The 27,000-nt window shown below is 34.2% G+C and carries 20 protein-coding genes and 1 pseudogene; 11 read left to right on the forward strand and 10 right to left on the reverse strand.

Annotation, left to right across the window (positions count from 1 at the left end; all coding sequences use genetic code 11):
• Positions 1–23: 23 nt before the first annotated feature.
• The 7 genes from L3049_RS01160 to L3049_RS01190 all read right to left on the reverse strand — a co-directional run bounded on the left by L3049_RS01160 (position 24) and on the right by L3049_RS01190 (position 9,338).
• Positions 24–482, reverse strand: coding sequence for a GyrI-like domain-containing protein (locus tag L3049_RS01160; RefSeq protein ID WP_275107940.1), 459 nt, complete (start codon positions 480–482; stop codon positions 24–26).
• 96 nt (positions 483–578) lie between these two features.
• Positions 579–2,186: a cation:proton antiporter domain-containing protein gene (locus tag L3049_RS01165; protein ID WP_275107941.1), complete on the reverse strand. Its 1,608-nt coding sequence runs from the start codon at positions 2,184–2,186 to the stop codon at positions 579–581.
• Between the two features lie 185 nt (positions 2,187–2,371).
• Positions 2,372–3,724 carry a TolC family protein gene (locus L3049_RS01170; protein WP_275107942.1) on the reverse strand — a complete coding sequence of 451 codons (1,353 nt, stop codon included), beginning with the start codon at positions 3,722–3,724 and terminating at the stop codon, positions 2,372–2,374.
• Positions 3,724–4,479 (reverse strand): Clp protease/crotonase-like domain-containing protein, encoded by a 756-nt coding sequence (locus tag L3049_RS01175; protein WP_275107943.1) that lies wholly within the window; start codon positions 4,477–4,479, stop codon positions 3,724–3,726. Before L3049_RS01175 ends, L3049_RS01170 begins: the two co-directional genes overlap by 1 nt.
• Positions 4,480–4,484: 5 nt before the next feature.
• A complete protein-coding gene (locus tag L3049_RS01180) occupies positions 4,485–7,532 on the reverse strand; it encodes an efflux RND transporter permease subunit (protein ID WP_275107944.1) in 3,048 nt (1,015 codons plus the stop codon).
• Between the two features lie 4 nt (positions 7,533–7,536).
• Positions 7,537–8,616, reverse strand: a complete 1,080-nt coding sequence (locus L3049_RS01185) for an efflux RND transporter periplasmic adaptor subunit (protein WP_275107945.1) — start codon at positions 8,614–8,616, stop codon at positions 7,537–7,539.
• A 152-nt stretch (positions 8,617–8,768) separates the two neighbouring features.
• Positions 8,769–9,338 (reverse strand): TetR/AcrR family transcriptional regulator, encoded by a 570-nt coding sequence (locus L3049_RS01190; RefSeq protein WP_275107946.1) that lies wholly within the window; start codon positions 9,336–9,338, stop codon positions 8,769–8,771.
• Between the two features lie 246 nt (positions 9,339–9,584).
• On the opposite strand from L3049_RS01190, the gene L3049_RS01195 reads away from it, so the two are divergent.
• The 4 genes from L3049_RS01195 to lgt all read left to right on the forward strand — a co-directional run bounded on the left by L3049_RS01195 (position 9,585) and on the right by lgt (position 14,895).
• The gene (locus tag L3049_RS01195; protein WP_275107947.1) at positions 9,585–10,097 is read left to right on the forward strand and encodes a ferritin; all 513 of its coding nucleotides are present in this window, start codon (positions 9,585–9,587) and stop codon (positions 10,095–10,097) included.
• Positions 10,098–10,232: 135 nt separating this feature from the next.
• Complete coding sequence (locus tag L3049_RS01200) at positions 10,233–10,586, forward strand: hypothetical protein (protein ID WP_275107948.1); 354 nt, start codon at positions 10,233–10,235, stop codon at positions 10,584–10,586.
• 109 nt (positions 10,587–10,695) lie between these two features.
• On the forward strand, positions 10,696–13,992 hold the full coding sequence (gene secA, locus L3049_RS01205) for a preprotein translocase subunit SecA (RefSeq protein WP_275107949.1): 3,297 nt from the start codon (positions 10,696–10,698) through the stop codon (positions 13,990–13,992).
• A 99-nt stretch (positions 13,993–14,091) separates the two neighbouring features.
• Positions 14,092–14,895, forward strand: coding sequence for a prolipoprotein diacylglyceryl transferase (lgt, locus tag L3049_RS01210; RefSeq protein ID WP_275107950.1), 804 nt, complete (start codon positions 14,092–14,094; stop codon positions 14,893–14,895).
• A 70-nt stretch (positions 14,896–14,965) separates the two neighbouring features.
• Here the strand turns inward: lgt and L3049_RS01215 are convergent, their stop codons facing one another.
• From L3049_RS01215 to proB, 3 genes are all read right to left on the reverse strand, one after another.
• Positions 14,966–16,774 carry a MutS-related protein gene (locus L3049_RS01215; protein WP_275107951.1) on the reverse strand — a complete coding sequence of 603 codons (1,809 nt, stop codon included), beginning with the start codon at positions 16,772–16,774 and terminating at the stop codon, positions 14,966–14,968.
• Positions 16,775–17,346: 572 nt separating this feature from the next.
• A complete protein-coding gene (locus L3049_RS01220) occupies positions 17,347–18,594 on the reverse strand; it encodes a glutamate-5-semialdehyde dehydrogenase (RefSeq protein WP_275107952.1) in 1,248 nt (415 codons plus the stop codon).
• A gap of 41 nt (positions 18,595–18,635) precedes the next feature.
• On the reverse strand, positions 18,636–19,706 hold the full coding sequence (gene proB / locus L3049_RS01225) for a glutamate 5-kinase (RefSeq protein ID WP_275107953.1): 1,071 nt from the start codon (positions 19,704–19,706) through the stop codon (positions 18,636–18,638).
• 1,279 nt (positions 19,707–20,985) lie between these two features.
• Between proB and L3049_RS01230 the strand changes: the two are divergent.
• From L3049_RS01230 to rimO, 7 genes and pseudogenes are all read left to right on the forward strand, one after another.
• A pseudogene (locus tag L3049_RS01230) lies at positions 20,986–22,298 on the forward strand (M3 family metallopeptidase).
• A 346-nt stretch (positions 22,299–22,644) separates the two neighbouring features.
• A complete protein-coding gene (locus L3049_RS01235; RefSeq protein ID WP_275107954.1) occupies positions 22,645–23,547 on the forward strand; it encodes a YitT family protein in 903 nt (300 codons plus the stop codon).
• A gap of 290 nt (positions 23,548–23,837) precedes the next feature.
• Positions 23,838–24,080: a 50S ribosomal protein L28 gene (gene rpmB, locus L3049_RS01240; protein WP_125032071.1), complete on the forward strand. Its 243-nt coding sequence runs from the start codon at positions 23,838–23,840 to the stop codon at positions 24,078–24,080.
• Between the two features lie 12 nt (positions 24,081–24,092).
• A complete protein-coding gene (gene rpmG, locus L3049_RS01245) occupies positions 24,093–24,275 on the forward strand; it encodes a 50S ribosomal protein L33 (protein WP_125032072.1) in 183 nt (60 codons plus the stop codon).
• An 8-nt stretch (positions 24,276–24,283) separates the two neighbouring features.
• Positions 24,284–24,439 carry a DUF4295 domain-containing protein gene (locus L3049_RS01250; RefSeq protein WP_275107955.1) on the forward strand — a complete coding sequence of 52 codons (156 nt, stop codon included), beginning with the start codon at positions 24,284–24,286 and terminating at the stop codon, positions 24,437–24,439.
• Positions 24,440–24,604: 165 nt separating this feature from the next.
• A complete protein-coding gene (gene ftsY, locus L3049_RS01255) occupies positions 24,605–25,555 on the forward strand; it encodes a signal recognition particle-docking protein FtsY (RefSeq protein WP_275107956.1) in 951 nt (316 codons plus the stop codon).
• Between the two features lie 146 nt (positions 25,556–25,701).
• The gene (gene rimO / locus L3049_RS01260) at positions 25,702–27,000 is read left to right on the forward strand and encodes a 30S ribosomal protein S12 methylthiotransferase RimO (RefSeq protein WP_275107957.1); all 1,299 of its coding nucleotides are present in this window, start codon (positions 25,702–25,704) and stop codon (positions 26,998–27,000) included.

Below are 27,000 nucleotides of genomic sequence, written 5' to 3' on the forward strand. Positions count from 1 at the left end.
CAGGATAATTTGAGCTATGCTATTTAATTCGCCTGAAATTGAATTTCTGTAATATTATTCGCCAAGTTATCGAAATCGCAATTGATATACAGTTCTCGACAGGATTTCTTTGGTTCTATAAGACAGGTTTTCATTTCTTCCGTTAAAGTTTCGTACGAGTCTTTAAGCTTATCCCAGGCACCCAAATGGGTTTTCTTAACATGTACATATTCTTCAAGCTTTTCCAATTTAAATTTATCACTCTTAAATGAATTACCAAATGTTGCGACAGGTAAACAAATTTTCAAATCGAATTCAGCTTCCATATCACAGGTTTCCCAAGTGTAAATCCAGCATTGTGGTCCTGCCGGATGCAGGCCAGCCTGTACGGCTTCCTTCACGATTGCTTGAGGAAAATCTTCTATATCCTTCATTAAATCTTTAAATGTTGTTTTAATTTCTTTTGACACGACTGTCATTGCTGGGGCTGTCTGTTTTTCCATAATTTCAATATTTAAATTAACAATGGTACAAACATAAATGGCCGTTGTGACAGCAGTATGTCAGTAGGAAATTTGAATTGAAATATTTATAGTTTACTAAATAGGCTTTTTTATTTCACAGCCAATGTCCATATAGCTACAAACGTGGTTGGCAAAACCGTAACCCGCTTCAGAATAAATATCATAAACTGCATCAACATCCATTTTCTCAAGCTGTTTACGCTCATCTTCAAATCGAGCTATTGCTGCTATGCTTCCTTCGTAGGTAGTTGATTTTAATCGTTGAATAGCAAATACATTTGACTTGTGATCATTCATACAAAGCATGATAAGTCTTACATTACAATGATTTGATGTTTCAAATATACTTTCCCAAAATTCACTATCAGCCGCATCATCTTGCTGAACCAATTTGCCCTCTTTTTTTAATCTTTGAACTACATCATAGTTGTAATCCAATCCAAGCACTTTTCGGCCATGGATTTGATTCAATTGGTTGTAAACAGATAATCCTAACTTACCCATTCCAAAAACTAAGATTTCAGCATTACCAATATCGAAAGTCTTATCGTAAATCAAGCGTTTTTTAGTCTCAAATTTTCGCAAGTAATCTTTTACCCAATGATAAATTTTATGGGCTTGTGAATTAAGTGGGGTAGATATAATAAATGTAATGGCAACAGCAATGGCAATGGTAACTAGCCAATCAGAAGGAATATGGTTTTTAGCAACTGCAATTGAAGCTACAATTAAACCAAACTCACTGAAATTAGCGAGGGTTAAGGAGGTAAATAAAGATGTTCTGGCACGAACTCTGAATCGCGTTAAAACAAAGAAGTATAGAATTACTTTTAGATTGATAAGCAAGGCTAGAATAAATGCTACTTCTAACATTTGAAAACTTGGTAAACCCATTAAACCAATAGATAGAAAAAATCCGATAAGGAAAATATCCTTAAAGTTTAGAAGTGAATCTGCAAGTTCTTTGGCTTTTTTATGATTCGAAATCAACATGCCGACAATTAATGCACCCAAATCAGCCTTTAAACCAACATATTTAAAGACTTCTGCACCTACCACTAAAGCTAAAAAGAAACCATAAAGAACGAGAATCTCACCGTGGCCAATTTTATCTAAAATGAGTAACAATAAGGGGCGAATAATTACGAATAATACAGGCAAGCCAATTGCATATATAGAAGGCAACTTACCTGCCACTATTACAATGTATAGAACAGCGAAAATATCTTGAATAATTAATATTCCAATAGAAAGTACTCCATATGCAGATTTCAATTCACTTTTGTCCTCAAGAATCTTTACAGCATAAATCGTACTGGAGAAGCTGAGCGCAAACCCGATTATTAGTGCTTGTTTCCAGTCAAAGTTTGTGAAAATAGTTATAGATGTATAGCTCAATCCAAATAAGATGGCACCTAAAGTTAAAGTTACCAGTAACATATGAATTGAAGCTCCGCCCCAAACTTCCCTATGTAGTAAGTCTTTTATTCTCAATTTGAGACCGATGGTGAACAACAGTAAAGTAATTCCAAGTTCTGAAATGCTTTGAATTAATTCATTTGATTCAGCACCAAAATATTTAAGAGTAAAGCCTGCAATTAGATAGCCAATTAAGGGTGGTAATCCAACTAACTTTACAAGAAGTCCTAATGCAAAAGCAATAGCTAGCCAAAGTGGATCCATAGTAGTTGATTTGTGGTTATTTCCGCGTTTTGTAACGGAATACTAAAAATAGAGATAAATTTTAAGAGATAAAGGAGTATTGCATTCTATTTTTAAGAAAGTTTCTTAAAGAAAAATGGGACATCCTTTGTTTAGGATGTCCCATTTTCACACTTTATTTACCACAGTTTGCAATGGAGTAAAATTTAAGAATTTAATTGACCTATTGATTTGTAATATTTCGCTATGCTTGTTTTAACTTTCGTTTTGGCATTTATAAAATTAGCATGCGATTGTTGCCATTGTAATTGAGCGTTTAAAAGCTCTCTGGTTGTAGATACACCTTGTTTTAACCTATTACGTTCCAGCTTTAAATTCTCATTCGCCTGTTCTAAAGACGTTTCTGTAAAATCTAATTTTATCAGAGATTCCTTTAGTTTAAAAATAGCCTGATGAATTTCTAGGGTCATTAATTCAGTACTTTGATCTAATTCATATTCGGCTTTTTCAATATTCCTCTGCTCAATGTGTTTTTTTAGTTTTTTTTCACCCCAATGAAAAACAGGAATACTTAAAGATACTCCTGCATTAAATGTAAAATCATTCTTTTGTTTCCCATAATGATCTGGATTTTGAGAAACATAGTTTGCGAAAGAAACCAATTGTGGCAAATAATCAGCACTAACCAATTTTTTCTGAGTTTTTGACATCTCTAACTGAGTGTTTAACATCTTAACTTCTGATCTACCCAAAAGCTGTTTTTCATCGAATGATATATCTGATAAATGGTTTGGAATGATAATAATAGAATCTTGAATTTGAAGGGTAGACATTATTTCCTCACCAATGCTTTGATTCAGACTCATTTTAGAAAGTTCTATGTTGTCATTTAATTCAATTAAAGAGAGTTTTGCATTATTCAATTCTACCTTAGTCTTTAATAACTCATTTTTAGTAACAATTCCGGTTTTGTACCTGTTGTTAACCTCCTTTAATACATCTGTTAAAAGCTCTATTGATTTCTCGATTACCATTTTTTGTTCCTGTAAAGAAACTAGTCCCCAATACTTGGTTTCAATATCTAGAAATAAGTCTGACTTTGTTCTGTCAAGATTATCATCGGCCAATTGTACACCAAGTTTTGATAAAGTTTTAACGTGTTGCAATTTACCACCCATATAAATTGGCAGGCTCATCCCTAAGTTAGCAGAATAAGAATTTGTATACGCTAAATCGGTAATACTTCCTGGTGAATAAACACCACTGGGTTGACCATTTATTGTAGGTAACTCATATCCCGGAATTACCATTTGATTGGGATCACTTAAATAAGTATAGTTAGATGTCAAATCAAAAGTAGGCAACATAGCACGTTTGCTTAATTTTAAGGAAGCTTCGCTCGACTTAAAATCAGATACAGCAGATTTAACCGTTTGGTTGTGCTCTAGGGCTTTTTCCTTACAAACTTGTAGTGATAGAACCTCTTGAGCAACAATTTGCTTTGTAACCAGTAATCCTATCGTTAATAGGAAAGCTGTTTTAAATATATTATATCTCATTATTTACTCTTATTTTTCATTTTTCGAATACAAGTCAATAAAAACTCATCCTCTTTCTGGAGAGCGAATTCAAATTTTCTCTGTTTTTTGTGCTCAAAGATTTTAACAGCCTCTATTTCTATGTAATTGAACTTATTATATCGATTCGCAATTAAAAGCACCTTGTTTATCAGCTCTTCTTTATTGAATATCCCATCGATAATATGTTTGTTATACAGTTCATCAGAGAATACCTTATCCGTGTAAAACAGTAATTTTAATGGATTTAAATACATTAAGTGATATTCCGAGAAAACAGCTCCTCCTTTAGGGATATTGAGCATATTGCAATTGTCATTATCCAGATAAAATTCTTGTGATGCAAACCTTAAATCAGCCACCATGCTAAAACAAAATAGCATTGGAGTAATTGGTTTTGAATTGATTGAAATGATAACCTTTTCAAGAGATTTAATTTTTAAAAATACTTGGTTAAAGGAACGAAACACTCGAAGTATTGCACTTTCATAATCACTTTCTTCAAATATTGAATTCCATTTACTTTTAAATTGATCTATGGAATATTCTGGATGCTCATTATTAATAACTAGGGTTTTAATCTCATCTTTAGAATTGATTTCATCAAGAAATTCCAATAATTCATTTTTATGAACGAAAGTCTCCTTTTCTAAAAAAATGGAGTAATCCAACTTAAGCATCATCACCCCTTGGACAAATTCCGTTCTAAAATATTTACTGCTTATATTTTCAATCATGATTATTAGTTTAGTTCTGTTACTTTGATTCGGTAAAAGATGACATAAAGTAGAGGTACTACAATAAGTGTAAGTACTGTAGCGAATAACAATCCAAATATGATTGTTACTGCCATTGATCCATACATTGGATCAGTTACGATAGGCAACATTCCTAAAATGGTGGTTAAAGCAGCAAGAGAAACAGGTCTTAAACGGCTGATGGAGGCATTAACTACTGCAGAAAATGCTTGCATTCCTTCTGTATTCAGATTAATGTTGATTTGGTCCATTAACACAATGGCATTTTTAAGTACCATTCCAATTAGACCCAAAAATCCAACTATTGCCATAAATCCAAATGCATTATCTGTTACAAATAATCCAATTCCAACACCAATAATCGATAATGGAATAATGGCAATAACTACAAGCGATTGTCTTACACTATTGAATAACATGATGATGATAAAGACCATTAACAATAAGGATACAGGCATAAATTTATTCGTTCCTTCCTGCGATTCCATCGATGGTTTTAGCTCACCATCCCACATAAAGGAATATCCTTCAGGTAAGGAAATAGCTTCAATATCCTTTTTCATATAACTTAAAAGGGTGGCTCCGGTAACACTTGGATCTTCAGGATCACACTTAATGGTAATGGCTCTTTGGCGATTGAACCTTTTGATAACGCTGTTTTCCCATTTAAATTCTACATTATCAACTACGTCTTTTAAAGGCACAGAATAAGCTCCTTGTTGCGACCAAACACCCGTATTTTCAATACTTGAAATACTGTTTTGGGCATTTTGATTTACTTTTAGCATTACAGGCATTTGCTCTTCGTTTTCACGATACACACCTATGCCTAAACCTGTACTTGTCAATTGCTGAATTGCATTCCCAAAATCGCTTCTTGAAATGCCTACTCGAGATGCTTTTACTTGCGAATACTGAGGAACCCAGGTTAATACTTTATTTCTCCAATCATCACAAATATCTCCACACAAGGGTTCGTTCTGCATAACGATCTTCGTTTGCTCGGCTAAATCTCTTAATACTGCAGGATCAGGCCCCATAAAACGCGCTTCTACCTTATACTTTATTGGTGGTCCAGCAATGTAATCTTTTACTCTGCATCGAGCTTGCGAATAATTGTCAGCAAAGAACTTCCTTAAACTTGGCTTCATTGCATCGGCTTCCTCAGAGCTATTTGTTTCAATCATCAATTGACCAAAACTAGTGTTGTAACTTTCATTATGTGCTACCAATATATAGCGAGGTGGTGTTTGACTAATGCTACTTACAATATTGATAATTTCAGGATAATTCTTAAATAGTTCCTTTTCAGCTTTTGCTAGATCTTCTTCTACTTTATTAACAGAGCTTCCCTCGGGTAACCAATAGTCAATCTCTACATATGATTTTTCAAGAGGCATAAAGAAAGCTTGTTTCAAATTGCCAAATGCAACCATAGATACAATTAAAAACAAAATTACTGATGCCAAAGAAATCCACCGATAGCGCAAACTCTTAATTAAAAACTCTTTAAATTTGATATACATCCTACTTGCATAAGGATCTTTTATCTCTTTAGGTACTTTTAGAAACCTTTCATTGGTTAATGCTGTTTGTGTCATCGCAAAAAACCAGCTCAATGTCAATGATATTGCCAAGACCAAAAATAAATCTCTACAAATTTCACCTGCCGCATTAGGTGCTAAAAATACTGGTAGAAAAGCTAGGATGGCAATAATCGTTGCACCTAATAATGGAAGAGAGGTAGAGCTTGAAATATTAACAATTGCTTTTCGTCTATTTAAGCCTCTTTGTAAGGAAACTAAAGCACCATCAGTTACCACAATTGCATTGTCAACCAACATTCCCATAGCAATAATAATTGCAGCCAAGGAAGTTCTATGAAGACTGATGTCCATTGCATTCATTACAATCAAGGTTCCCAATATAGAGAAGATAAGACCACTTCCAATTAAGATACCAGACTGAAATCCCATAAATATTAACAGAACGATAACAACAATTCCAACTGACATAATCAAGTTTGCAATAAAATCGTCGTTAGCTACTTCCACCTCATGCGCTTCATTATAAACGGAATTGATTTCTAGACCTAAAGGAAGGTTTGGTTTAATGATATCCAATTTAGCTTTTAAGTTTTCAGCCAAAGAAAGCACATTACCTCCTTTAGTTGTAGAGATAGCCAATCCGATAGCATCATTACCATTTCGTTTCATCAAGCCCACAGCAGGTTCGAGGTATGATTTTTTGATCTCTGCGATGTCTTTCAAATAAAATTGTTCGTCGCGAACCTGTACAATTGTATTTTTGATTTCTTCGAGATTTTTAAAGGCATTGTTTCCCGAAACTCTTACATATCGATCTTGTAATTCAATTTGACCCGCCGCAGCAATACTGGCTTGTGAATTGAACACTTGGGCAATTATACCAGGATTGATTCCCAATTCAGATTTTTTAGCATCATCAATAATTACATCGATGCACTCAATTCGATTACCAAAAAGTGTAATCTTACCCACATGCTTAACAGGCAATAATTCTCTTTTCAGATATTGAGCGTAGTCATTTAGTTCTTCATGAGAAAACCCATCACCAGTAATGGCATAGAACATGCCATATACATCACCAAAATCATCAATAATATTTGGTGTTTTCACATTTGCAGGTAAGTCTGGGGAAGCATCTGTAATTTTTTTTCGAAGAATATCCCAAACCTGAGGCATTTCATCAGAACGAAGCTTTTCCTCAATATCAATATCTACAATAGAGAGTCCGGCGTATGAACTAGAAGAAATTTCTTTTATATTATCCATACTTTGAGCAGCTCGCTCAATTACTTCGGTAACCTCTTGTTCTACCTCATGAGCCGAAGCTCCCGGGTATTGTGTAATTACTAATGCCGTTTTAATTGTAAACAAAGAGTCCTCAAGCTTACCCATACTAAAGTAAGATGATATTCCTCCAACCATCACAATTAATAGCAAAAAGTAAATTACTATTTTATTTTTAAGTGAATATTCTGTTAAACTCATTTTACTACAATTTATTACCTATGTTTGTTTTTGAGAATGCTTCCAATTTTTTAACCTTTTGTCCTTCGCTTAAAAAATGTACTCCTGTTTTAACGATAAATTCACCACCTTTTAAGCCTTTTTCTATTAGAATCATATCATCCGATAGGATTTGTCCTTTACGAACTTCCTTGGCAGATACTTGTTCGGTTTTTTCATTGTAAATCCATACAAGTGTTTTATCTTTTTTTGAGAATACGCAGGAAATAGGCACTTGCAGAAAGGAATTCGAATCAGTATTGCTTTCGCAAATTTCCAAATAGGCAGTAACTCCTGCTCGTAGCTTAATATTTTCTGGTACATCAATTAAAATAGAAATAGGGTATGATTGTTTTGATGAGCTGGTTTTATGCCCAATTTCTTTTAATCTGCCAGGAAGACGAAGTTTTTCACCACTACGTTCAACAAGGCAATTAAACTTAGTACCCTCTTTAATTTTGGATAAATCTTCTAATGAAATCGATGCTTTAACCTCAAATTTAGATAAGTCAATTAATGAAACGATCCCTTGGCCAGGATTTACTTCCTCATAATTATTTACAAAAGTGTTGTTGATATATCCTGCAAATGGGGCTCTTAAATCAGTATCATTCAATGCATTTTTTGCAGACTCATAAGCAGTTTTAGCTGAAGTATAGTTCGATTCAATTTGATCGAAAGTACTCTCAGCAACACTTTCCTGTTCCAACAATGTCTTATAGCGATCATATTCGGCACTGGCGAGTTTATAAGAAGCTTGTGTCGCCTCTAAGGCAATTTTATAGTCACGAGGATCTATTTTTGCAATTACATCACCTTTTGATACGAAATCACCAATAATATCATTCAACTTAACGAGTGGTCCTTTTACTCTAAAGGCAAGTTTGGTTTCTCTCTTTTCATGAATACTAGCAGGAACAACAGTGTTGTTATTTTGCTCTGAACTTAATTTTGTTTCAATCACCCGTACCGATCGTAGGTATGTTTTTTTCTTCGCTTCTTCTTTGCAACTTACTACGTTAAGTAGTATGATTAGTAAGCAACAGGCATTTCTTAATTGTTTCATTATTAATCTTTAGTTTAAAATATTTGTTATTTATATGTTGTCAATGTAAACTAAAAGAGTGTAAGTAGTTTACTTGTCGTTGAAAAAAATAGGGAACAAGCAGCTGACTATTTGCTGTTTGTTTCCTAATGCTGCGATTTAGTTTTACTGCACTATCTTTTCTGAATGGAGGAGAAGATATATTTCAATTCCTCTCTAATTTTAGATTCAAATTCTGTTTTAGTTTTGCACATATTGATATTGAACTCCATTAATGCACTCACAATGTTGGTAATTACTCGAGATTCGACACTCTCATGTATATACCCCATGGCTTTCCCTTCTTCTAAAAAATCAATAAGCATACTTCTTCGAGTAATTAGTTTCTCGTGAATCATAGCTTCTATTCTGGGGTATTCAGTTTTAATCGTTTTAAAATTGACAATGATAAATTCCTCAACATGTTCAATTTGTTGATTCGCCATGTTTTCAAGTAAAGTATGGTAATCCTTATCTTGCTCGGAGTAGGTTTTAAAGGAATTGATGACTATGTCCATGTTATCAGAATAACATTTGTATAATAAGTCTTCTTTATTGCCTATGATCTTATAAAGGGTTCTTTTAGACATACCGCATTCTCTTGCCAAATCATCCATGTTCCATCCCTTAACTCCAGATTGCAGAAGGAGAGTCTTTGTGCAATTCAATACCACTTTTTCTATATTCTTATCACCTATTTTCATATAAGTATACTAAATAATCAAAATCAGTTTACATTGTGCAAACCTAAGCTAGATTTTTGAACTATCAAAGAAAATTATTAATAAAAAATATACTTACTCGATGATCTTAACATTTTTTAGGATCAAATTTAGGAATGTGATTTTACAGTATATGCAAAATAGAATCAATCTACATTAGCATTTCTGCTGCATTCACTTAATTCTTCTTATTTTTGGGTAAAATTAGAATACACTAAAAATATTATTATGGCTTTAAATAAAAATGTAGAGAAGATCTTGAATGAGCAGATTAATGCTGAATTTTGGTCTGCATACTTTTACTTATCAATGTCTAACTATTTTAATACAAATGGCATGTCGGGATTCTCAAATTGGATGAAAGTTCAGTTCGAAGAAGAGACTTCACATGCTATGAAAATGTTAGATTTTGTAAATGAGCGTGGTGGAAGAGTTATTCTTGAACCAATTGCTGAAGTGCCTTCGGAGTGGGATGGTGTTTTAAACATTTATGAAGAAACATTAAAGCACGAAGAGAAAGTAACAAGCTTAATTAACGAGTGTGTTAATGTTGCTATTGCAGAGAAAGATCACGCAACAGTTAATTTCTTGCAGTGGTTTGTTGACGAGCAAGTAGAAGAAGAGGCTGGAGTTGGTGAGATTATCGATCAGTTAAAAATGATTGGTTGCCAAGGTAATGGTCTCTACATGATGGATAAAGAATTCAGATCAAGAGTTTTTATTGATACAACAAAAGCTTAAGGATTTTAAACCATTCAATATTTGAAAGCCTCACATAGTGGGGCTTTTTTTTATGATGTAAAGGTGTTAAATCAATAAAAATTTCTACTTTTGGTCTCAATGGACATGAACAGGTATCTCATAGTAGTTTTTTGTGTGCTCACAGGTTGTGCGGCAGCAGTTCCAACGGCCAATGGTCAGGAGTTTGCTATCGATCAGCAACTGTTTGCCGAATGGTATGCCGATCATGTTGATAATATTGATGAAGCTTATTCATCACCAATTCTTGTTCAAGTTGAACAGGATCACTTTACTGGATCTTCTATTCATACTACGAATGAAGTTTCTTTACTTCAAAACTTACCAAAATTTCCACCTTTAAATCAAGACATTGACGTAGAAAGTGTGCCAATTTTGGAAGACTTTCAATGCTTCAAACTTGCACCAGAAGTTTACATCTCGACTATTCTGGATGGTGATTTTCGGGTTAGAGCACCTGTATTAAGCTAATTCTTACCAATTTGTCGTTCAGACAAGAAATTATTACATCATAAATATATTGAGTTTTCGACGCATTGCATCGAGGGCGTTTATTCATATTGAAATCAATAAACACAAAATGGGTTTTATAGATAGTGCATTAGGTAAACTGTTTGGCAATAAGGCAGATAGAGACCTTAAAGAGTTGAGTCCATATTTAGGACAAATTAAATTAGAATACGATAGGATTACGCAACTTACAACTGATGAACTTCGTGGAGAGTCAGATAAGTTAAAGCAAAAAATACAAGATCATATTCAAGCTGAAAAAGATGAAGTTTCAAGCTTGAAAGAGAAGATTGAAAATGGTAAGCTTTCTGTTAATGAAAAGGAAGAAATATACGATAAAATAGATAAGATTGAGTCGGATATTGATGATAAGATTGAAGAGGTTTTAGATCAAATTCTTCCAACGGCTTTTGCTGTTGTTAAGGATACAGCTCGTAGATTTACTGAGAATGATGAATTGGAAGTTACTGCTTCTCAGTTTGACAGAGATTTAGCGCCACATTACGATAATGTGCAAATTGACGGAGAAAAAGCGGTGTATTTCAATTCATGGCTAGCAGGGGGTACAGAAATTACATGGAATATGGTTCACTACGATGTTCAGTTGATTGGTGGTATTGTACTTCACCAAGGTAAAATTGCTGAGATGGCGACTGGTGAGGGTAAAACCCTTGTTGCAACCCTTCCGGTATTCTTAAATGCATTAACAGGTCGTGGTGTTCATGTTATTACCGTGAATGACTATCTGGCAAAACGTGACTCGGAGTGGATGGGACCTATTTACCAATTCCACGGTTTGTCAGTAGATTGTATCGATAAGCATACACCTAATTCAGATGAGCGACGTACAGCTTATGCTTGCGATATTACTTTCGGTACAAACAATGAGTTTGGCTTCGATTACCTACGTGATAATATGGCAACCAATCCTAAAGATTTGGTTCAGCGTCGTCATAACTATTCAATCGTCGATGAGGTTGACTCGGTATTAGTTGATGATGCTCGTACGCCATTGATTATTTCTGGTCCTGTTCCTAGAGGAGAGCATCAGTTATACGATGAGCTAAAGCCTAAGGTGCAGAAATTGGCTAAAGCGCAGACTGATTTGGTGATGAAAATGTTCACCGATGCGAAGCGTTTATTAAAGAGCGAGGATAAGAAGGAGCTGGAAGAAGGCGCTAAGTTATTGCTTAGAACTTTCAAAGGGATGCCAAAAATGAAGCCACTTATTAAATTCTTAAGTGAGCAAGGAAATAAAGCTTTATTGTTGAAGACTGAGAACTTCTACATGCAAGAGAATAACAAAAACATGCACATCATTACAGATGACTTGTATTTTGTTATTGATGAGAAGCAAAACTCTATTGAGTTAACTGATATTGGTATCGATTTGATTACGGACGATAGTGATGATTCGTCATTCTTTGTTCTTCCGGATATTGGATCAGAAGTTGCAGTTATCGAGAAATCGGACATGTCTGATGAAGAGAAGCTGAAAACTAAGGATGAGATGATCCAAAGCTATGCGGTTAAATCTGAGCGTGTACATACCGTAAACCAGTTATTAAAAGCCTATTCACTTTTCGAGAAGGATGTTGAGTATGTTCTTATGGATGGTAAGGTCAAGATCGTTGATGAGCAGACGGGGCGTATTATGGAAGGTCGTCGTTATTCCGATGGATTACATCAAGCGATTGAAGCAAAGGAAAGTGTGAAGGTTGAGGCTGCAACACAGACTTTTGCAACCATTACACTTCAGAACTACTTTAGAATGTACCACAAGCTTTCGGGTATGACAGGTACAGCAGAAACTGAAGCGGGTGAATTGTGGGATATCTATAAGTTGGATGTGGTTGTTATTCCAACAAACCGTCCTATTTCTCGTGATGATAGAGAAGATTTAGTTTATAAGACGAAGCGTGAGAAGTACAATGCAGTTATCGATGAAATTGGAGAGCTTGTAAAAGCAGGTCGTCCGGTTCTTGTGGGTACAACTTCGGTTGAGATTTCGGAACTTTTGAGCCGAATGTTGAAACTAAGAGGCATTAAACACAATGTACTGAATGCAAAATTACACCAGCGTGAGGCAGATATTGTTGCCGAAGCAGGTTATAAAGGAACCGTAACGATTGCAACCAATATGGCGGGTCGTGGTACCGATATTAAATTGAGCGATGAGGTGAAAGCTGCCGGTGGTCTTGCGATTATTGGTACAGAGCGTCACGATTCTCGTCGTGTCGACCGTCAGTTACGTGGTCGTGCCGGTCGTCAGGGAGATGTTGGTTCTTCTCAGTTCTTTGTTTCTCTTGAGGATGATTTGATGCGTCTGTTTAGCTCAGATCGTATTGTGAAGTTGATGGATAGAATGGGTATTGAGGATGGTGAAGTGATTCAGCACTCAATGATTTCTAAATCTATTGAAAGAGCTCAGAAGAAAGTTGAAGAGAATAACTTCGGTATTCGTAAGCGTTTGCTTGAATATGATGATGTTATGAACTCTCAACGTGAAGTCATTTATAAGCGTCGTCGTCATGCTTTATTTGGTGAGCGTATTCAGGTTGATATTGCTAATATGATGTTCGATGTTTGCGAAGCGGTGGTTAATGAATACCATGGTGGAGATTTCGAAGATTTCAAACTGGAACTAATTCGTGTACTTTCAATTGAATCTCCTGTTACTGAGGAAGAGTTCATGAAAGAAAAGCCGGAGGATATATCAAGCAAGTTACATGAAATTGTTTTAGATGCTCATAGACGTAAAGTTGAGACAATTAGCAAGCAAGCTTATCCTGTAATCAAAGATGTTTATGAAACAAAATCAGAAATGTACGAGAATATTGTTGTGCCTATTTCTGATGGAACGAAGAATTTCCAGGTTGTAACTAACTTGAAGAAAGCTTACGAAACAGAAGCGGAAGAATTGGTTCGTGCCTACGAAAAAGTAGCTATTCTGGCAACAATTGACGATTCATGGAAAGAGCATCTACGTGAGATGGATGACTTGAAACAATCGGTTCAGAATGCATCTTACGAGCAAAAAGATCCACTATTGATTTATAAATTTGAATCTTTCAACTTGTTCAAGTCGATGGTCGAAGGTGTAAACAAAAGCGTTATCAGTAGCTTAATGAAAGGACACATTCCATTGTCTGATCCTGAAGAAGTAAGACAAGCTGAAGAGCGTAAAAGGACAGATATGAGCAATTTGAAAACGACCAAAGAAGAAATGGGTCGTGGTGGTGAAAAAGCTGAACCTAAAAAGATGGAACCAGTTCGTAATGTTCAAAAAGTAGGTCGTAACGAACCTTGTCCTTGTGGTAGTGGTAAGAAATTTAAGCAATGCCACGGTAAAGGAATTCCAGCTTAATTTTCATAAATAAAAAAAACATACTAAATTCACATGGATTGTTCTGTTATAAGAACAATCCATTTACTGTTTTAGTAATGCACACTTAAAATAACAACTATGCTACTATCAATCCTTTGGGATGTAGATCCTGAAATATTTAAAATTGGCCCTATTGCTGTACGATGGTATGGTTTACTATTTGCTCTTGGTTTTTTACTGGGATATCAACTTGTTGAGCGAATGTTTAAAAAGGAAGGCATTCCTTTAGAGTGGCTTGAGAAGCTTTTTATGTATACCTTAATTGCTACCGTAATTGGTGCACGATTAGGTCATGTGATTTTTTACGGTTGGGAATTTTATTCTCAACACCCTGCTGAAATTTTAAAGATCTGGCATGGAGGATTAGCCTCTCATGGTGCAACAATTGGAATTTTAGCCGCACTTTATTTCTATTCGAAAAAGGTGAGTAAGAAATCTATTTTATGGGTACTTGATAGAGTTGCTATTCCTGTAGCATTGGCTGGATTCTTTATTCGTACGGGTAACCTGATGAATTCTGAGATTATTGGAACTCAAACTCACTCTGAGTGGGGATTTCAATTCGTAAGAGCTTCAATATTTGAACCTCTGGCACCAAGACATCCAGCGCAATTGTACGAAGCAATTTGCTATCTTATCTCCTTTGTTGTATTGTTCTTTATGTATTGGAAAACAAATGCAAAACAATATAGTGGAAGGCTATTCGGAGCTTTTTTCATATTGATTTTCACAGCTCGTTTCTTTATTGAGTTTATTAAAGAAAATCAGGAAGCTTTTGAAGAAGGTATGGCTTTAAATATGGGACAATGGTTAAGTCTTCCATTTGTTTTAATTGGTTTGTTCTTTTTTATACGATCTTTCAAAATAAAGCCAGAAGCTTAAAAAATTTAAAATATAGAAAAAGCCGAATCTGTAAAGATTCGGCTTTTCTTTTTTTCAGTGCCTATCTGTCTTATTTTTCTAGCAAGATATCCATATCTATTCCCATTTTTCTCATTAAAATTGGAGCATTAAAGGTTTTGCAAACACCATTTCTCACCTTGTAATCAAAATAAAGTTGTTCTCCATCAATTTGTATGTCGAAGAATTTATTTTCAATCTGCCCAGGAAGTTGTTCTTCTAAGTCAGATAACTCAAGATCATGCGTTGCAACCATGGCAACCGCGTCATATTTAATTAGCTGCTTAATAAGTGCTCTCGATCCAGTAGACTTGTCTTTCGAGTTCGTTCCTCTTAAAATCTCATCCAATAGAAGTAATGTATTTTCTTTTTTATTTACTTTCTCAATAACTTGCTGTATTCTTTTTAATTCGGCGTAAAACGATGATTCATTATCTTCAATTGAGTCTTTTATTCTCATGGAAGTGTTTACTTCTACATTCGAAACAATCATTTTATTTGCACAAACTGGTGCGCCTGTAAGAGCCATTACGATATTTACACCAACAGTTCTTAAAAATGTGCTTTTGCCAGCCATATTAGATCCAGTAACAATGTGAACGCATCCTGGGCCAATTAATGAGTAATCATTGTTAACTCTTTTTTGCTGATCAATCATAGGGTGTCCAGCTTCTTTTAAATCTAATTCAAAATGTTTTTCAGAAATAGTGGGAAAGCACCAATCTTCGTGATTAAAACTAAGGTTCGCGATGCTTGATAAAGCTTCAATTTCTCCAATTGCAGAAAACCATTGCTCTGTTTCACTTCCATGCTTTTGTTTCCAACGATCTATTCTAAATAGAAGATGTAGCTCATAAAAGAACAAAAGGTTAATCATGATTTGAACAGCAATGTTTAAACGTTGGTCAAGTAACTCTATTAGCTTTGTTAACTGATCTATTTTTTTTGATGTAGCCCGACCTTTGCTCGCAAATTGATTTTTTAAAGCACTCAGTTTGTCAGAACTCCAATTCTCTTTTTCGAATGTTTTAATGATATAAGAATAGGTCTTAAGCATTTTACCTCTTTTGGCTGTTTGTTCATGAGCCAGATTAACTTTGCTATGATTAAAGTAGTGAATTACGATACTAACAAGCACCATGATAATGATTGGCGCCTGAGATCCAATAAAAGAATAAATTAAGGCTCCTAAGGATAGCAAAGGCATTACTATTATTGTGATGAAGAGTAATTTATTTCCGTGAAATGGGGATGCTTTCTTTCCCCAGCTAATAACAAAGTTAGGGTCATCATTTTTTAGATTACTGGTTAGCCCATATTGAGTGATATCTTGTCTCCAATCAATTTTATCAGATAATTCCTTTACTGCATTTTGTCTTATTTTAATTTCCTCATTTGTTGATTGCTTAGAAAGCCAGTTAGCTAAAATGTTATTACCAATTTTAGTGACACTACGATTCATTAATTGAAATAAGGAATGTTGTCCAAAAATATCCAGATCGGAAGAGTAGGAGTGGTTTTGGTCTGCGTATTCTTCTCCATCGTAAAAAAGATCACTATGTCGAGTCTTTAAACAAGAAATTTCATTCTCATTAATCGTTAGTAAGGTTTTTAACCTTTTTATGTTTTTACTGTTTCGGTTGTATTTTCTTACAAAATAAACCAGCATAGCAGCTAATGTTATCGCAATAGCACTTGCAATTGCAACAGAATAGGATAGAAATACATAAAACAATACAAGTGCTCCTACAGCACTGGTAAGACGAAAGAATGACAGTATTCTATTCTGTTTTCTTAGATCAGAGATTTGATTTGTAAATGCATTAACTCGATCTATATAAAAGGAAAGTTTTTGTTCCATTATTTTGCTTTAATATTTGGGTCACCAAATGTAAGTAAAAAGATGATTTAATGATAGGGCGTAAGGCGTTCTAATTGAATCTGAATGGAAAATATTGTGAGAGGCCTAACTATTTTTCTAAAAGTAGATCGGTAAAGAGATTTACTGATTTTATATCAATAATAACGGATTATGCCTGCGAAGTATTTATTGAAAGTATAATTCATGCCATTCGCACTCTTAGTGAACAGTGCAAAATAATGAAGTTGATCCTCTGTTTACTTAATATTCATATAGTTCTAATAAATGACGCAGAGGCGTCTCATGTAAGGATTTGATTCTTTCGTGTATATAATGATGATTTTAATCATTAAAATAATACCGCTTGAATATTAATAATCATTTAAAATTGTAGCTGTTTATTAAATCTAATCAATGGTAGTTTTTTACTAGCGTAAGATTTCGTGATTTTTCATTCGAATATATGATAATGTCAGCACAAATCATAGAAAAACTTATGAAATGCTGTAAAGGGATATGAAAAATCCAATCAATTTAAATTGATTGGATTAGTCTATTTCTTAAATTAAAGTCTACTCTCTAATTTGTCCATCTCCAGTAATGATCCATTTGTAGGATGTTAATTCCTCTAAAGCCATTGGCCCTCTCGCATGTAATTTTTGAGTGCTGATTCCAATCTCTGCACCTAAACCAAATTGAGCTCCATCTGTAAAAGCTGTGGATGTATTTGAATAAATTGCTGCAGCATCAACAACAGAAGTGAAGATATTAATAGTCTTACTATTTTCGCTAATGATAGCTTCACTGTGTTTTGAACTGTAACGATAAATGTGATTGATTGCGTCCTCAAAATTATCAACCGTTTTAATCGACATTTTATGGCTCAAAAATTCAGTGCCAAACGAATTTTTATCTGTTTTGTTAAGTAATGACTTAGGATAGGATTCTTTAATTGCAGCATATGCTATTTCATCTGCAAATATTTCAACCTGCTTATCTTGCAACTTATTTGTTAAACTAGGTAAGTCAGCTATCCTATCTTTGTGAATAATTAAGCAGTCAAGAGCATTACAAACACTAACACGCCTTGTTTTTGCATTAAATATGATGTCAATTCCTTTGTTTAAATCTCCATCTTTATCAAAATAGGTATGGACAATTCCGGCTCCAGTTTCAATTACGGGTACTTTAGAATTCTGACGTACAGAATTAATTAGATTTTGTGAACCTCTTGGAATTAACACATCAACAAAGCCAACAGCGTTCATTAGTTCTTTGGCTGCTTCTCTTTCTGGAGGTAGCAATTGAATAATATCTGAATTTATTTCAAAACGATCGAGTGTAGCTTTTATTAAAGATACCAAAGCCTTATTCGAATGTTCAGCATCGCTACCTCCTTTAAGTACACAAGCATTACCTGACTTAAAGCACAAGGCAAATACATCAAGTGTTACATTAGGACGTGCTTCGTAAATAACCCCAATTGTACCTAATGGAACACTTATCTTTTTTATTTCAAGTTGATTGTCAAGCGTTTTATTAGATAATTCTTTCCCTAATGGTGAAGGAAGCTGTAATGTGTTTTCAATATCATTCGCAATTCCATCAATTCTTTCTCCATTAAGTAAAAGTCTGTCGTATTTTGGATCTTGTATCGACATTTTGGCTAAATCTTTCTTATTTTCTACAATGATAAGATTCTTGGCTTCTCGTAGCGATAGAGCAAGTTGTTGTAATACTGTATTAATTTTATCAGATTCAAGTAAACACATGCTTCTAGAAGCTTCCTTTACTTTATATAGTTGTTCTGTGCAATTCATTTTATTTTGATTTAAGAGATTCAACAATATCTATTGAAAATTTAGTATAGGAAAAGATAATCGTAGTGTACTAAAGGTTTAGCTCCTGATTTCCCAATATATTTACTTGCTTTTTCTTTGTTGTATTGTGTTTTTCCAAGACCAATAACCTTTCCCGATTGTCCAACGATTTTAATGATATCACCTTTTTCAAATTCACCTAGTATTTCAATTAAGCCTATTGGTAATAAGCTAGTCGCCTCGGCAGATAATAAGGCATCTTCAGCTCCTTTGTTAATAATTAGCCTCGCTTTTTCAAATCCATCAGAGCCTGCAAGCCATTGTTTTACTGTTGATGCTTTTTTGCTAGCTGTAAAGCTTGTGTGCATTACCTCATTTGGAGAGTTGATTAAATTCAACAAAATATTATCTACGCCACCATTTGCAATATGAACTGGAATACCAGATTTCGCTACTCTTCCTGCAATGCTGCATTTTGTGAGCATTCCACCTCTTCCAAAATTGGATTTTTTTGTTGTAATGAATTGTTTTAAACGATTAATATCTCCATTTACAGTAGATAGTAATTCTGAATCATCATCTTCTGGATTTCCTGTGTAGATTCCATTAATATTACTCAATAAATACAGTGCTTCAACATCCATCATCGATGCAATTAAACCAGATAGTTCGTCATTATCAGTAAACATTAGAGCAGTAACCGAAACAGCATCATTTTCATTTACAATTGGGAGTATGCTGTTGGTTAAAAGGGAATTTAAACAATTTTTCATGTTTAAATAATGTTCCCTTGTTCTAAAATCTTGCTTGGTAACCAAAACTTGAGCACACTCTATTTTAAATTCCTTTAAAAATGAAGAGTACATATTTAAAAGTTCCACTTGTCCAACAGAAGACCAAATTTGTCTAGCAGAAACAGTATCTAGTTTTTCAGACAAACTAAGCTTGCTTTTTCCTGCAGCCACAGCACCTGAAGATACTAGAATACATTGGAAACCCTTTTTATGTAATTCTGAAATCTGAAATACAATATTTTTAATTCTGGAAGTGTTTAATTCTCCATTTTCTTTTGTGAGAACATTAGAGCCTATTTTAATGCAAATTCTTTTCATGATATAATAATATATAGCATCGCTAAGCAAGAGGTGAGTTCTCGAGCTTCGTATATAATTAAAAGTAATTAAATTGAAATGCCTTCCTTGTTCTAAAGGAAAGACAAGAGTATTTGGATACTCTATTAGCGCATAGGGAAATACCCCATGGGATGGGATGGTAGACGTAGAGGAGAATACGACAAATTAGATGCATAGAAATACATTCTTGCTTCTGTTTGGTAATTCTTTTTGATATGCAAATTTTTGTTTCTCATTTCTGTAACGCTAGATTATTACTAATCCCCCTGTTTAAACTAATTCAAATATAGTGAATATTCATGAGAAATAGCCTTGCGCCTTGATATTGTGATTGTTGTGGCGACAATGGAAAGGTTTGCATAGACTTCATTTTAACTAAATGTCGAATGGTATATTAGTGTTAATTAATTGATATTCAGAATTTATACGACTTTTTAGGAGTGTTTTGATCATTTTTTCAAAAGATTCCATTTTTTTCAGGATTGATTGAATCTTCAATTTTATATCTTTGTTCTTAATCTAAATAAAAACAAATATGACTATACATACAAATCCATTATTAGAAGAATTTAAAACACCTTATGGATCGGCACCTTTTGAATTAATTAAGCAGGAGCATTTTTTACCAGCTTTTACAAAGGGTATTGAAAATGCTAGATTTGAAATCGATCAGATCGCTGAAAATTCAGATAAGGCAACATTTAAAAATACAATAGAAGCTCTAGAATATACAGGACATCAATTAGATCGTGTTGCTTCTGTATTTTTCAATCTGAATCATGCTCATACCAACGATGAAATGCAAGCATTAGCACGAGAAGTATCTCCTATGTTAACAGAGTTTTCGAATGATATTATCATGAACGAAAAGCTTTTTGAAAGGGTTAAAGTAGTTTACAGACAAAAAGAAGAGCTTGGTCTTACCTTAGAAGAAGAAAAGCTATTAACGGATAGGTACAAATCATTTGTTAGGTCTGGGGCCAATTTGAATAAAGAGCAAAAGGAGCAAATTCGTGAAATTTCCAAAGAATTATCAAAATTAAGTCTTGAGTTTGGAGAAAATGTATTAGCTGCAACGAATGATTTTAAACTTCACATTACCAACAAAGAAGAGTTGTCAGGACTTCCTGATGGAATAGTAGAAGCAGCAAAAGCTGCTGCAAAAGAAAAAGAATTAGATGGATGGGTATTTACCCTTCAGTTTCCTAGTTATGTTCCTTTTATGCAATATTCAGATGTTCGATCATTGCGAAAGGAAATGTTTAATGCTTACTCTTCACGCTGTTTCAATGATCAACACGACAATCAAAAAATTGTGAAGCGTATTGTTGAATTACGACTTAAAAAAGTGAAGCTATTTGGTTATGCATCTTATGCGGACTTTGTTTTAGAGGAAAGAATGGCAAAGAAAGCAAGCAATGTGTTGATTTCCTAAATGAACTACTTGAAGCTTCGATGCCTAAAGCGAAGGAAGAGTTTAAAGAATTGCAAGAATATGCAAAAAAACTTGGAGCCAATTTTGAATTGCAACGTTGGGATTGGGCATATTATGCAGAAAAGCTAAAGACAGAAAAGTATCAGGTTAATGATGAATTAACCCGTCCGTATTTTGAACTTGAAAAAGTGAAGGCTGGTATTTTTGATTTAGCGACTCGTCTTTACGGCCTTGAATTTAAAGTAAATTCTAATTTGTCAAAATATCATAAGGAAGTTGAAGTTTTCGAAGTGTTTGATGCTAATGGTGAATTCATTTCACTATTATATACTGATTTTCATCCTCGAAATTCAAAACAAGGCGGTGCCTGGATGACTTCATTCGTAGATCAATATAAAAAAGATGGTAAAGATCATCGCCCACATATTTCTATCGTGTGTAATTTCACACGTCCAACTGAAACGAAGCCCTCTCTATTGAGTTTTGGTGAAGTAACCACATTCTTGCACGAGTTTGGACATGCCTTGCATGGTATGCTTTCACAATGTGCGTATCCAAGTTTATCAGGAACTAGTGTTTATCGCGACTTTGTGGAGCTACCTTCTCAGTTTATGGAGAATTACGCCTTTGAGAAAGAATGGTTAGATAAGGTTGCCAAACATTACAAAACAGGTGAGAAGATTCCTGCCGATTTGGTTCAGAAAATAATTGATAGTGGTAATTTTCATCAGGGTTATGCCTTTATTCGCCAGATTAGTTTTGGTTTAAATGATATGGCTTGGCACAGTGTTTCAGAGCCGGTTGTGTCATCTGTTGCCGAATTTGAGGATAAGGCAATGTCATCTACAGAATTGTTTGATAAGGTTGAGAGTAGCTGTATGAGCCCTGCATTTTCACATATTTTTGCTGGAGGGTATGCAGCAGGTTATTATGGCTACAAATGGGCAGAAGTGTTGGATGCAGACGCTTTTGATGCCTTTAAACAAAATGGAATTTACAATAAAGAAATAGCTGATTCTTTCAGAGAGAATGTATTGGAAAAAGGGGGGAGTGAACACCCTATGGATCTTTATAAACGATTCAGAGGAGAAGAACCATCTATTGCACCATTATTGAAACGAAGTGGACTAAAATAGATTCAAATACAATCATACAATAGCTGTTCTTTTATAGAACAGCTATTTTTTTTGCCAAATTTTAATGACGATTATCATAAGACAATAAATAAGCTTTGTTTAGGATCGTATTTATGTATATCTATTTCAGGAGGAATGATCATCGAAGCATTTTCATAAGTGAAAAATTGACGTCTTTTTTTTCTTTTTTTGGAAAACATGTTAAAAAAAATAATCCCAATTCAACTTTTGTATTGAAATACAGTGTGTTGCGAACGTACGATTTTTCATGATTTTTCTTGTAATTACAATGCGTGAATCTATTTTTGTCGGCGAAATTTTAAACACTTAAACTAACGATTAAAAAATGGCTTTTATTACTAAAGAGAAATTTTTGTCAAACGAATGGCTTTCTGCTTATGCTTACCTTATCCTAGGTAGTATTATCTTCGCTGTTTCTGACATTTTATTTGTGGTTCCTTACAAATTGGCACCAGGAGGTGTTTATGGTATCGCTACAGTTCTAAACACAATGTTTAACTGGAAAATTAGTTATTGTACGTTTGCTATGGAGATTCCATTGGTGATTTTGGGTACAATTATTTTGGGTCCTCGATTCGGAATTAAGACAATTGTAAGTATTGCGATAATTTTGATTACTGTATGGATTATGGAAACTTATGTTTCTATTGGTTACCCTAAGGTTATTCTTGATCCAATGTTGAATTCTATCGTTGCTGGTGTATTTTACGGCATTTCTATAGGTCTTATCTTTAAATCACGTGCAACATCAGGAGGATCTGATATTATAGCAATGATTTTAGCGAAATTTACTAAGATGTCTCTAGGTAAGTTGGTTATGATTGTTGATGGTATCATTGTAATGTTCACACTGATTCAGCCTACAGAAACAGGTGCTATCGGATGGGAATTTGCCATTTATTCATTAATCATTATTTATATTGAAGGTAAGATTATCGATATGGTAGTAAGTGGTGCTAGTTACCATAAAACTGTTATGATTGTTTCTGACCACTTCGAATCTATTGCTGATAAAATTAAGAATGACCTTAAACGTGGAGCAACTATTTTTCAGGGAACTGGTGCTTATTCTGGTGAGGATAGAAAAATGGTTTACTCAGTAATGAGTCGTAGAGAATTAGAGATTCTTAAACTACATATTAAAGAAGTAGATCCGGAAGCTTTTGTAAATGTTACTGAAGCTAATGAGATTATTGGAAAAGGATTTCAATCTTTGAATGAAGAATAAAGATATTTATTGTTTTTAGATCAAAATCCCTCTATTATTAGAGGGATTTTTTTATTTTTGTACCCGCTTATTGAGTTCATTTAAAAGTCTGTAAAATAAATGATCTTATTGTTTGTAAGAAAAGGCATATTGTAAATATGACAGCTGTTGTGTTTGTAATGCTTATCGCAAATATGAGCACATTAAAATATATCTGTAAAAAGTTGTGAAATAATTTGATTTTTCAGAAAATTATTGCGTATTTTGCGCACTGTTTGAAAAGCATTTAAGGAAAAAAAATAATCTGGACTATGTCAAGAGTTTGTCAAATTACTGGAAAGAGCGTGATGGTGGGAAATAACGTTTCTCACTCTAAAAGAAGAACTAAAAGAAGATTTTATCCAAATCTATTCGATAAGAAGTTCTATCTTCCTGAGGAAGATCGCTGGATTGAATTAAGAATTTCTGCTGCCGGTGTACGTCTAATTAACAAATTAGGTGTTCAGGGTGCTTTGAAAAAAGCTCAAGAAAAAGGATTTATTAAAAAATATTAAAAGGCATATAAAATGGCTAAAAAAGGTAATAGAGTACAAGTGATTCTTGAGTGTACTGAGCATAAAGATAGTGGAATGCCTGGAACTTCAAGATACATTACTACTAAGAACAAGAAAAATACTCCTGATCGTATGGAGTTGAAGAAGTATAATAGAATTTTGAAAAAAGTTACTCTTCACAGAGAAATTAAATAATATAAGTTATGGCTAAGAAAGTAGTAGCATCCTTACAAAAAGGTGAAGGTCGTGGTTACGCTAAAGTAATCAAGATGGTTAAGTCGCCTAAAACTGGATCATATTCTTTTAAAGAAGAAATTGTTCCTAACGCTGACGTAAAAGATTTCTTTGCTAAAAAGTAAAGACAATTCATATATCACTGAATTTTAAAAGCTTCCTAATTTGATTAGGAAGCTTTTTTAGTATCTTAAGGTATTACTTTAATCTTTCAGTTTAATTCATTTATTGTTAATTGCTTGTCAGTTCATTTTTTTGTAATTTAGCGGACCTAAACTGTATAATGTACTATGGGATTATTTGGCATTTTTTCGAAATCGAAAAAAGAAAATCTAGATAAAGGACTTGCAAAAACTAAGGATAGCGTATTTAAAAAGTTGTCGCGAGCTGTTGTAGGTAAATCGAAAGTTGACGAAGAAGTTTTAGATGAGTTGGAAGAGATCTTGATCTCATCTGATGTGGGGGTTGATACAACTGTTCGAATTATTGAAAGAATTGAAAAACGTGTTGAAGAAGATAAATTTCTTGGAACATCAGAGTTGAATCGTATTCTTAAAGAAGAGATTTCTGGCTTGTTGCAAGAGAACAACAAAGGCGAATATGATGCTTGGGAATTACCAAAATCTGATAACCCATATGTAATAATGGTTGTTGGTGTAAATGGTGTTGGGAAAACAACAACCATTGGTAAGTTGGCTCATCAATTTAAACAGTCGGGACGTAAGGTGATGTTAGGTGCAGCAGATACTTTCCGTGCGGCAGCTGTTGACCAGTTACATATTTGGGCAGATAGAGTACAGGTTCCTGTTGTAGATCAGGGAATGGGAGCAGATCCTGCCTCTGTAGCTTTCGAAACATTAACTCAAGCAAAAAAAGATGGTGTAGATGTGGTAATCATTGATACTGCAGGCCGTCTTCACAATAAGATTAACTTGATGAATGAGTTGAGTAAGATCAAACGTGTCATGGATCGTGTTATTCCTGATGCACCTCATGAAATACTTTTGGTTTTAGATGGTTCTACGGGACAGAATGCTTTTGAACAAGCTAAACAATTTACTCTGGCTACTGAAGTAAATGCATTGGCTATTACGAAACTTGATGGTACTGCCAAAGGTGGTGTTGTTATTGGCGTTTCCGATCAATTTAAGATTCCTGTAAAATACATTGGAATTGGTGAAGCAATGACTGATCTTCAGGTTTTTAATCGAGATGAATTTGTAGATTCGCTTTTTAATTAGAGAATTTCATAAATAATATAGCATCTAGGCTGTCTTAAAAGGCAGCCTTTTTTATTTCGGAGATTTAATATCTCAAATTCAAATGGGAAAAAGAGTTTTTTCTCTTATTTTTGCCAAAAATAAAGTCTACAAAAGGAAAACGATATATGAATCAGACAAAAATCAACATCGTTAGTTTAGGTTGTTCTAAGAATCTTGTGGATACGGAACTTTTGATGAAGCAGTTGGATGCAAACCAATTTCAGGTGAGCTGTGATGAAGATAGTAGCGATGCACGCACCATAATTATTAACACTTGTGGCTTTATTGGTGATGCTAAGGAGGAGTCTATCGATATGATTTTGCAATATGCCGATGCTAAGAAAGCAGGTGTAATTGATACACTTTTTGTGATGGGCTGCTTATCTGAACGTTATCGTGATGACTTAGCAGTAGAGATTCCGGAAGTTGATAAGTTTTTTGGAAAGTTCGAGTGGAAGTCAATTGTTAAAGAATTGAATAAGGAGTATAAACCTGACTTCTCTAATATGAGAATGATTACCACACCTAAGCATTTTGCTTATCTGAAAATTTCTGAGGGCTGTAATCGTTCGTGTTCATATTGTGCGATTCCTATTATTACCGGGAAGCATATTTCTCGTCCTATAGAGGAAATTGTAGAAGAAGCGAAAAATCTTGCTGCTACTGGCGTGAAAGAATTTTTGGTTATTGCTCAGGATTTATCTTACTATGGTCACGACTTGTATGGCAAATCGATGTTAGCTGATCTGGTTGAGAAGCTTTCAGAGCTTGAAGGCTTGGAGTGGATAAAACTACACTACGCATACCCAACACAATTCCCGTACGATATTTTAAAAGTAATGCGTGAGAATCCAAAGGTATGTCGTTATTTGGATATTGCTCTTCAGCATTCAAGTGATCATATGCTCTCGCTAATGCGTCGTGGAATTAATCGTGAAAGAACAGTTGAGTTGATTAATCATATTAGAGAAGAAGTTCCTGGTATTACTTTGCGTACAACCATGTTGGTTGGTCATCCGGGAGAGACAGAAGCAGATATGGAAGACTTGAAAGATTTTGTGAAAGAAATGAAATTTGAGCGTTTAGGTGTTTTTCCATATTCTGATGAGGATGATACTTACGCCGCCATAAATTACGAAGATAATATACCTTTGGAGCTTAAAGAAAGTAGAAAAGAGGAGATTATGCTTTTACAGCAAGGTATTTCGTATGATGTAAACGAGAAAAGAGTAGGGGAAGAGTTGAAAATTGTAATTGATCGCAAGGAAGGAGATTATTATTACGGAAGAACGGAATTTGACTCTTACGAGGTAGATCCAGAGGTTTTGATTCCTGTTGATGGAAATCAATTAAATATTGGTGAATTTTATACTGTTAAAATTAATGATTTTGAAGATTACGATCTCTTTGCAGAGATAATATAA

Source organism: Labilibaculum sp. DW002 (assembly GCF_029029525.1).
Taxonomy (GTDB): Bacteria; Bacteroidota; Bacteroidia; order Bacteroidales; family Marinifilaceae; genus Paralabilibaculum; species Paralabilibaculum antarcticum.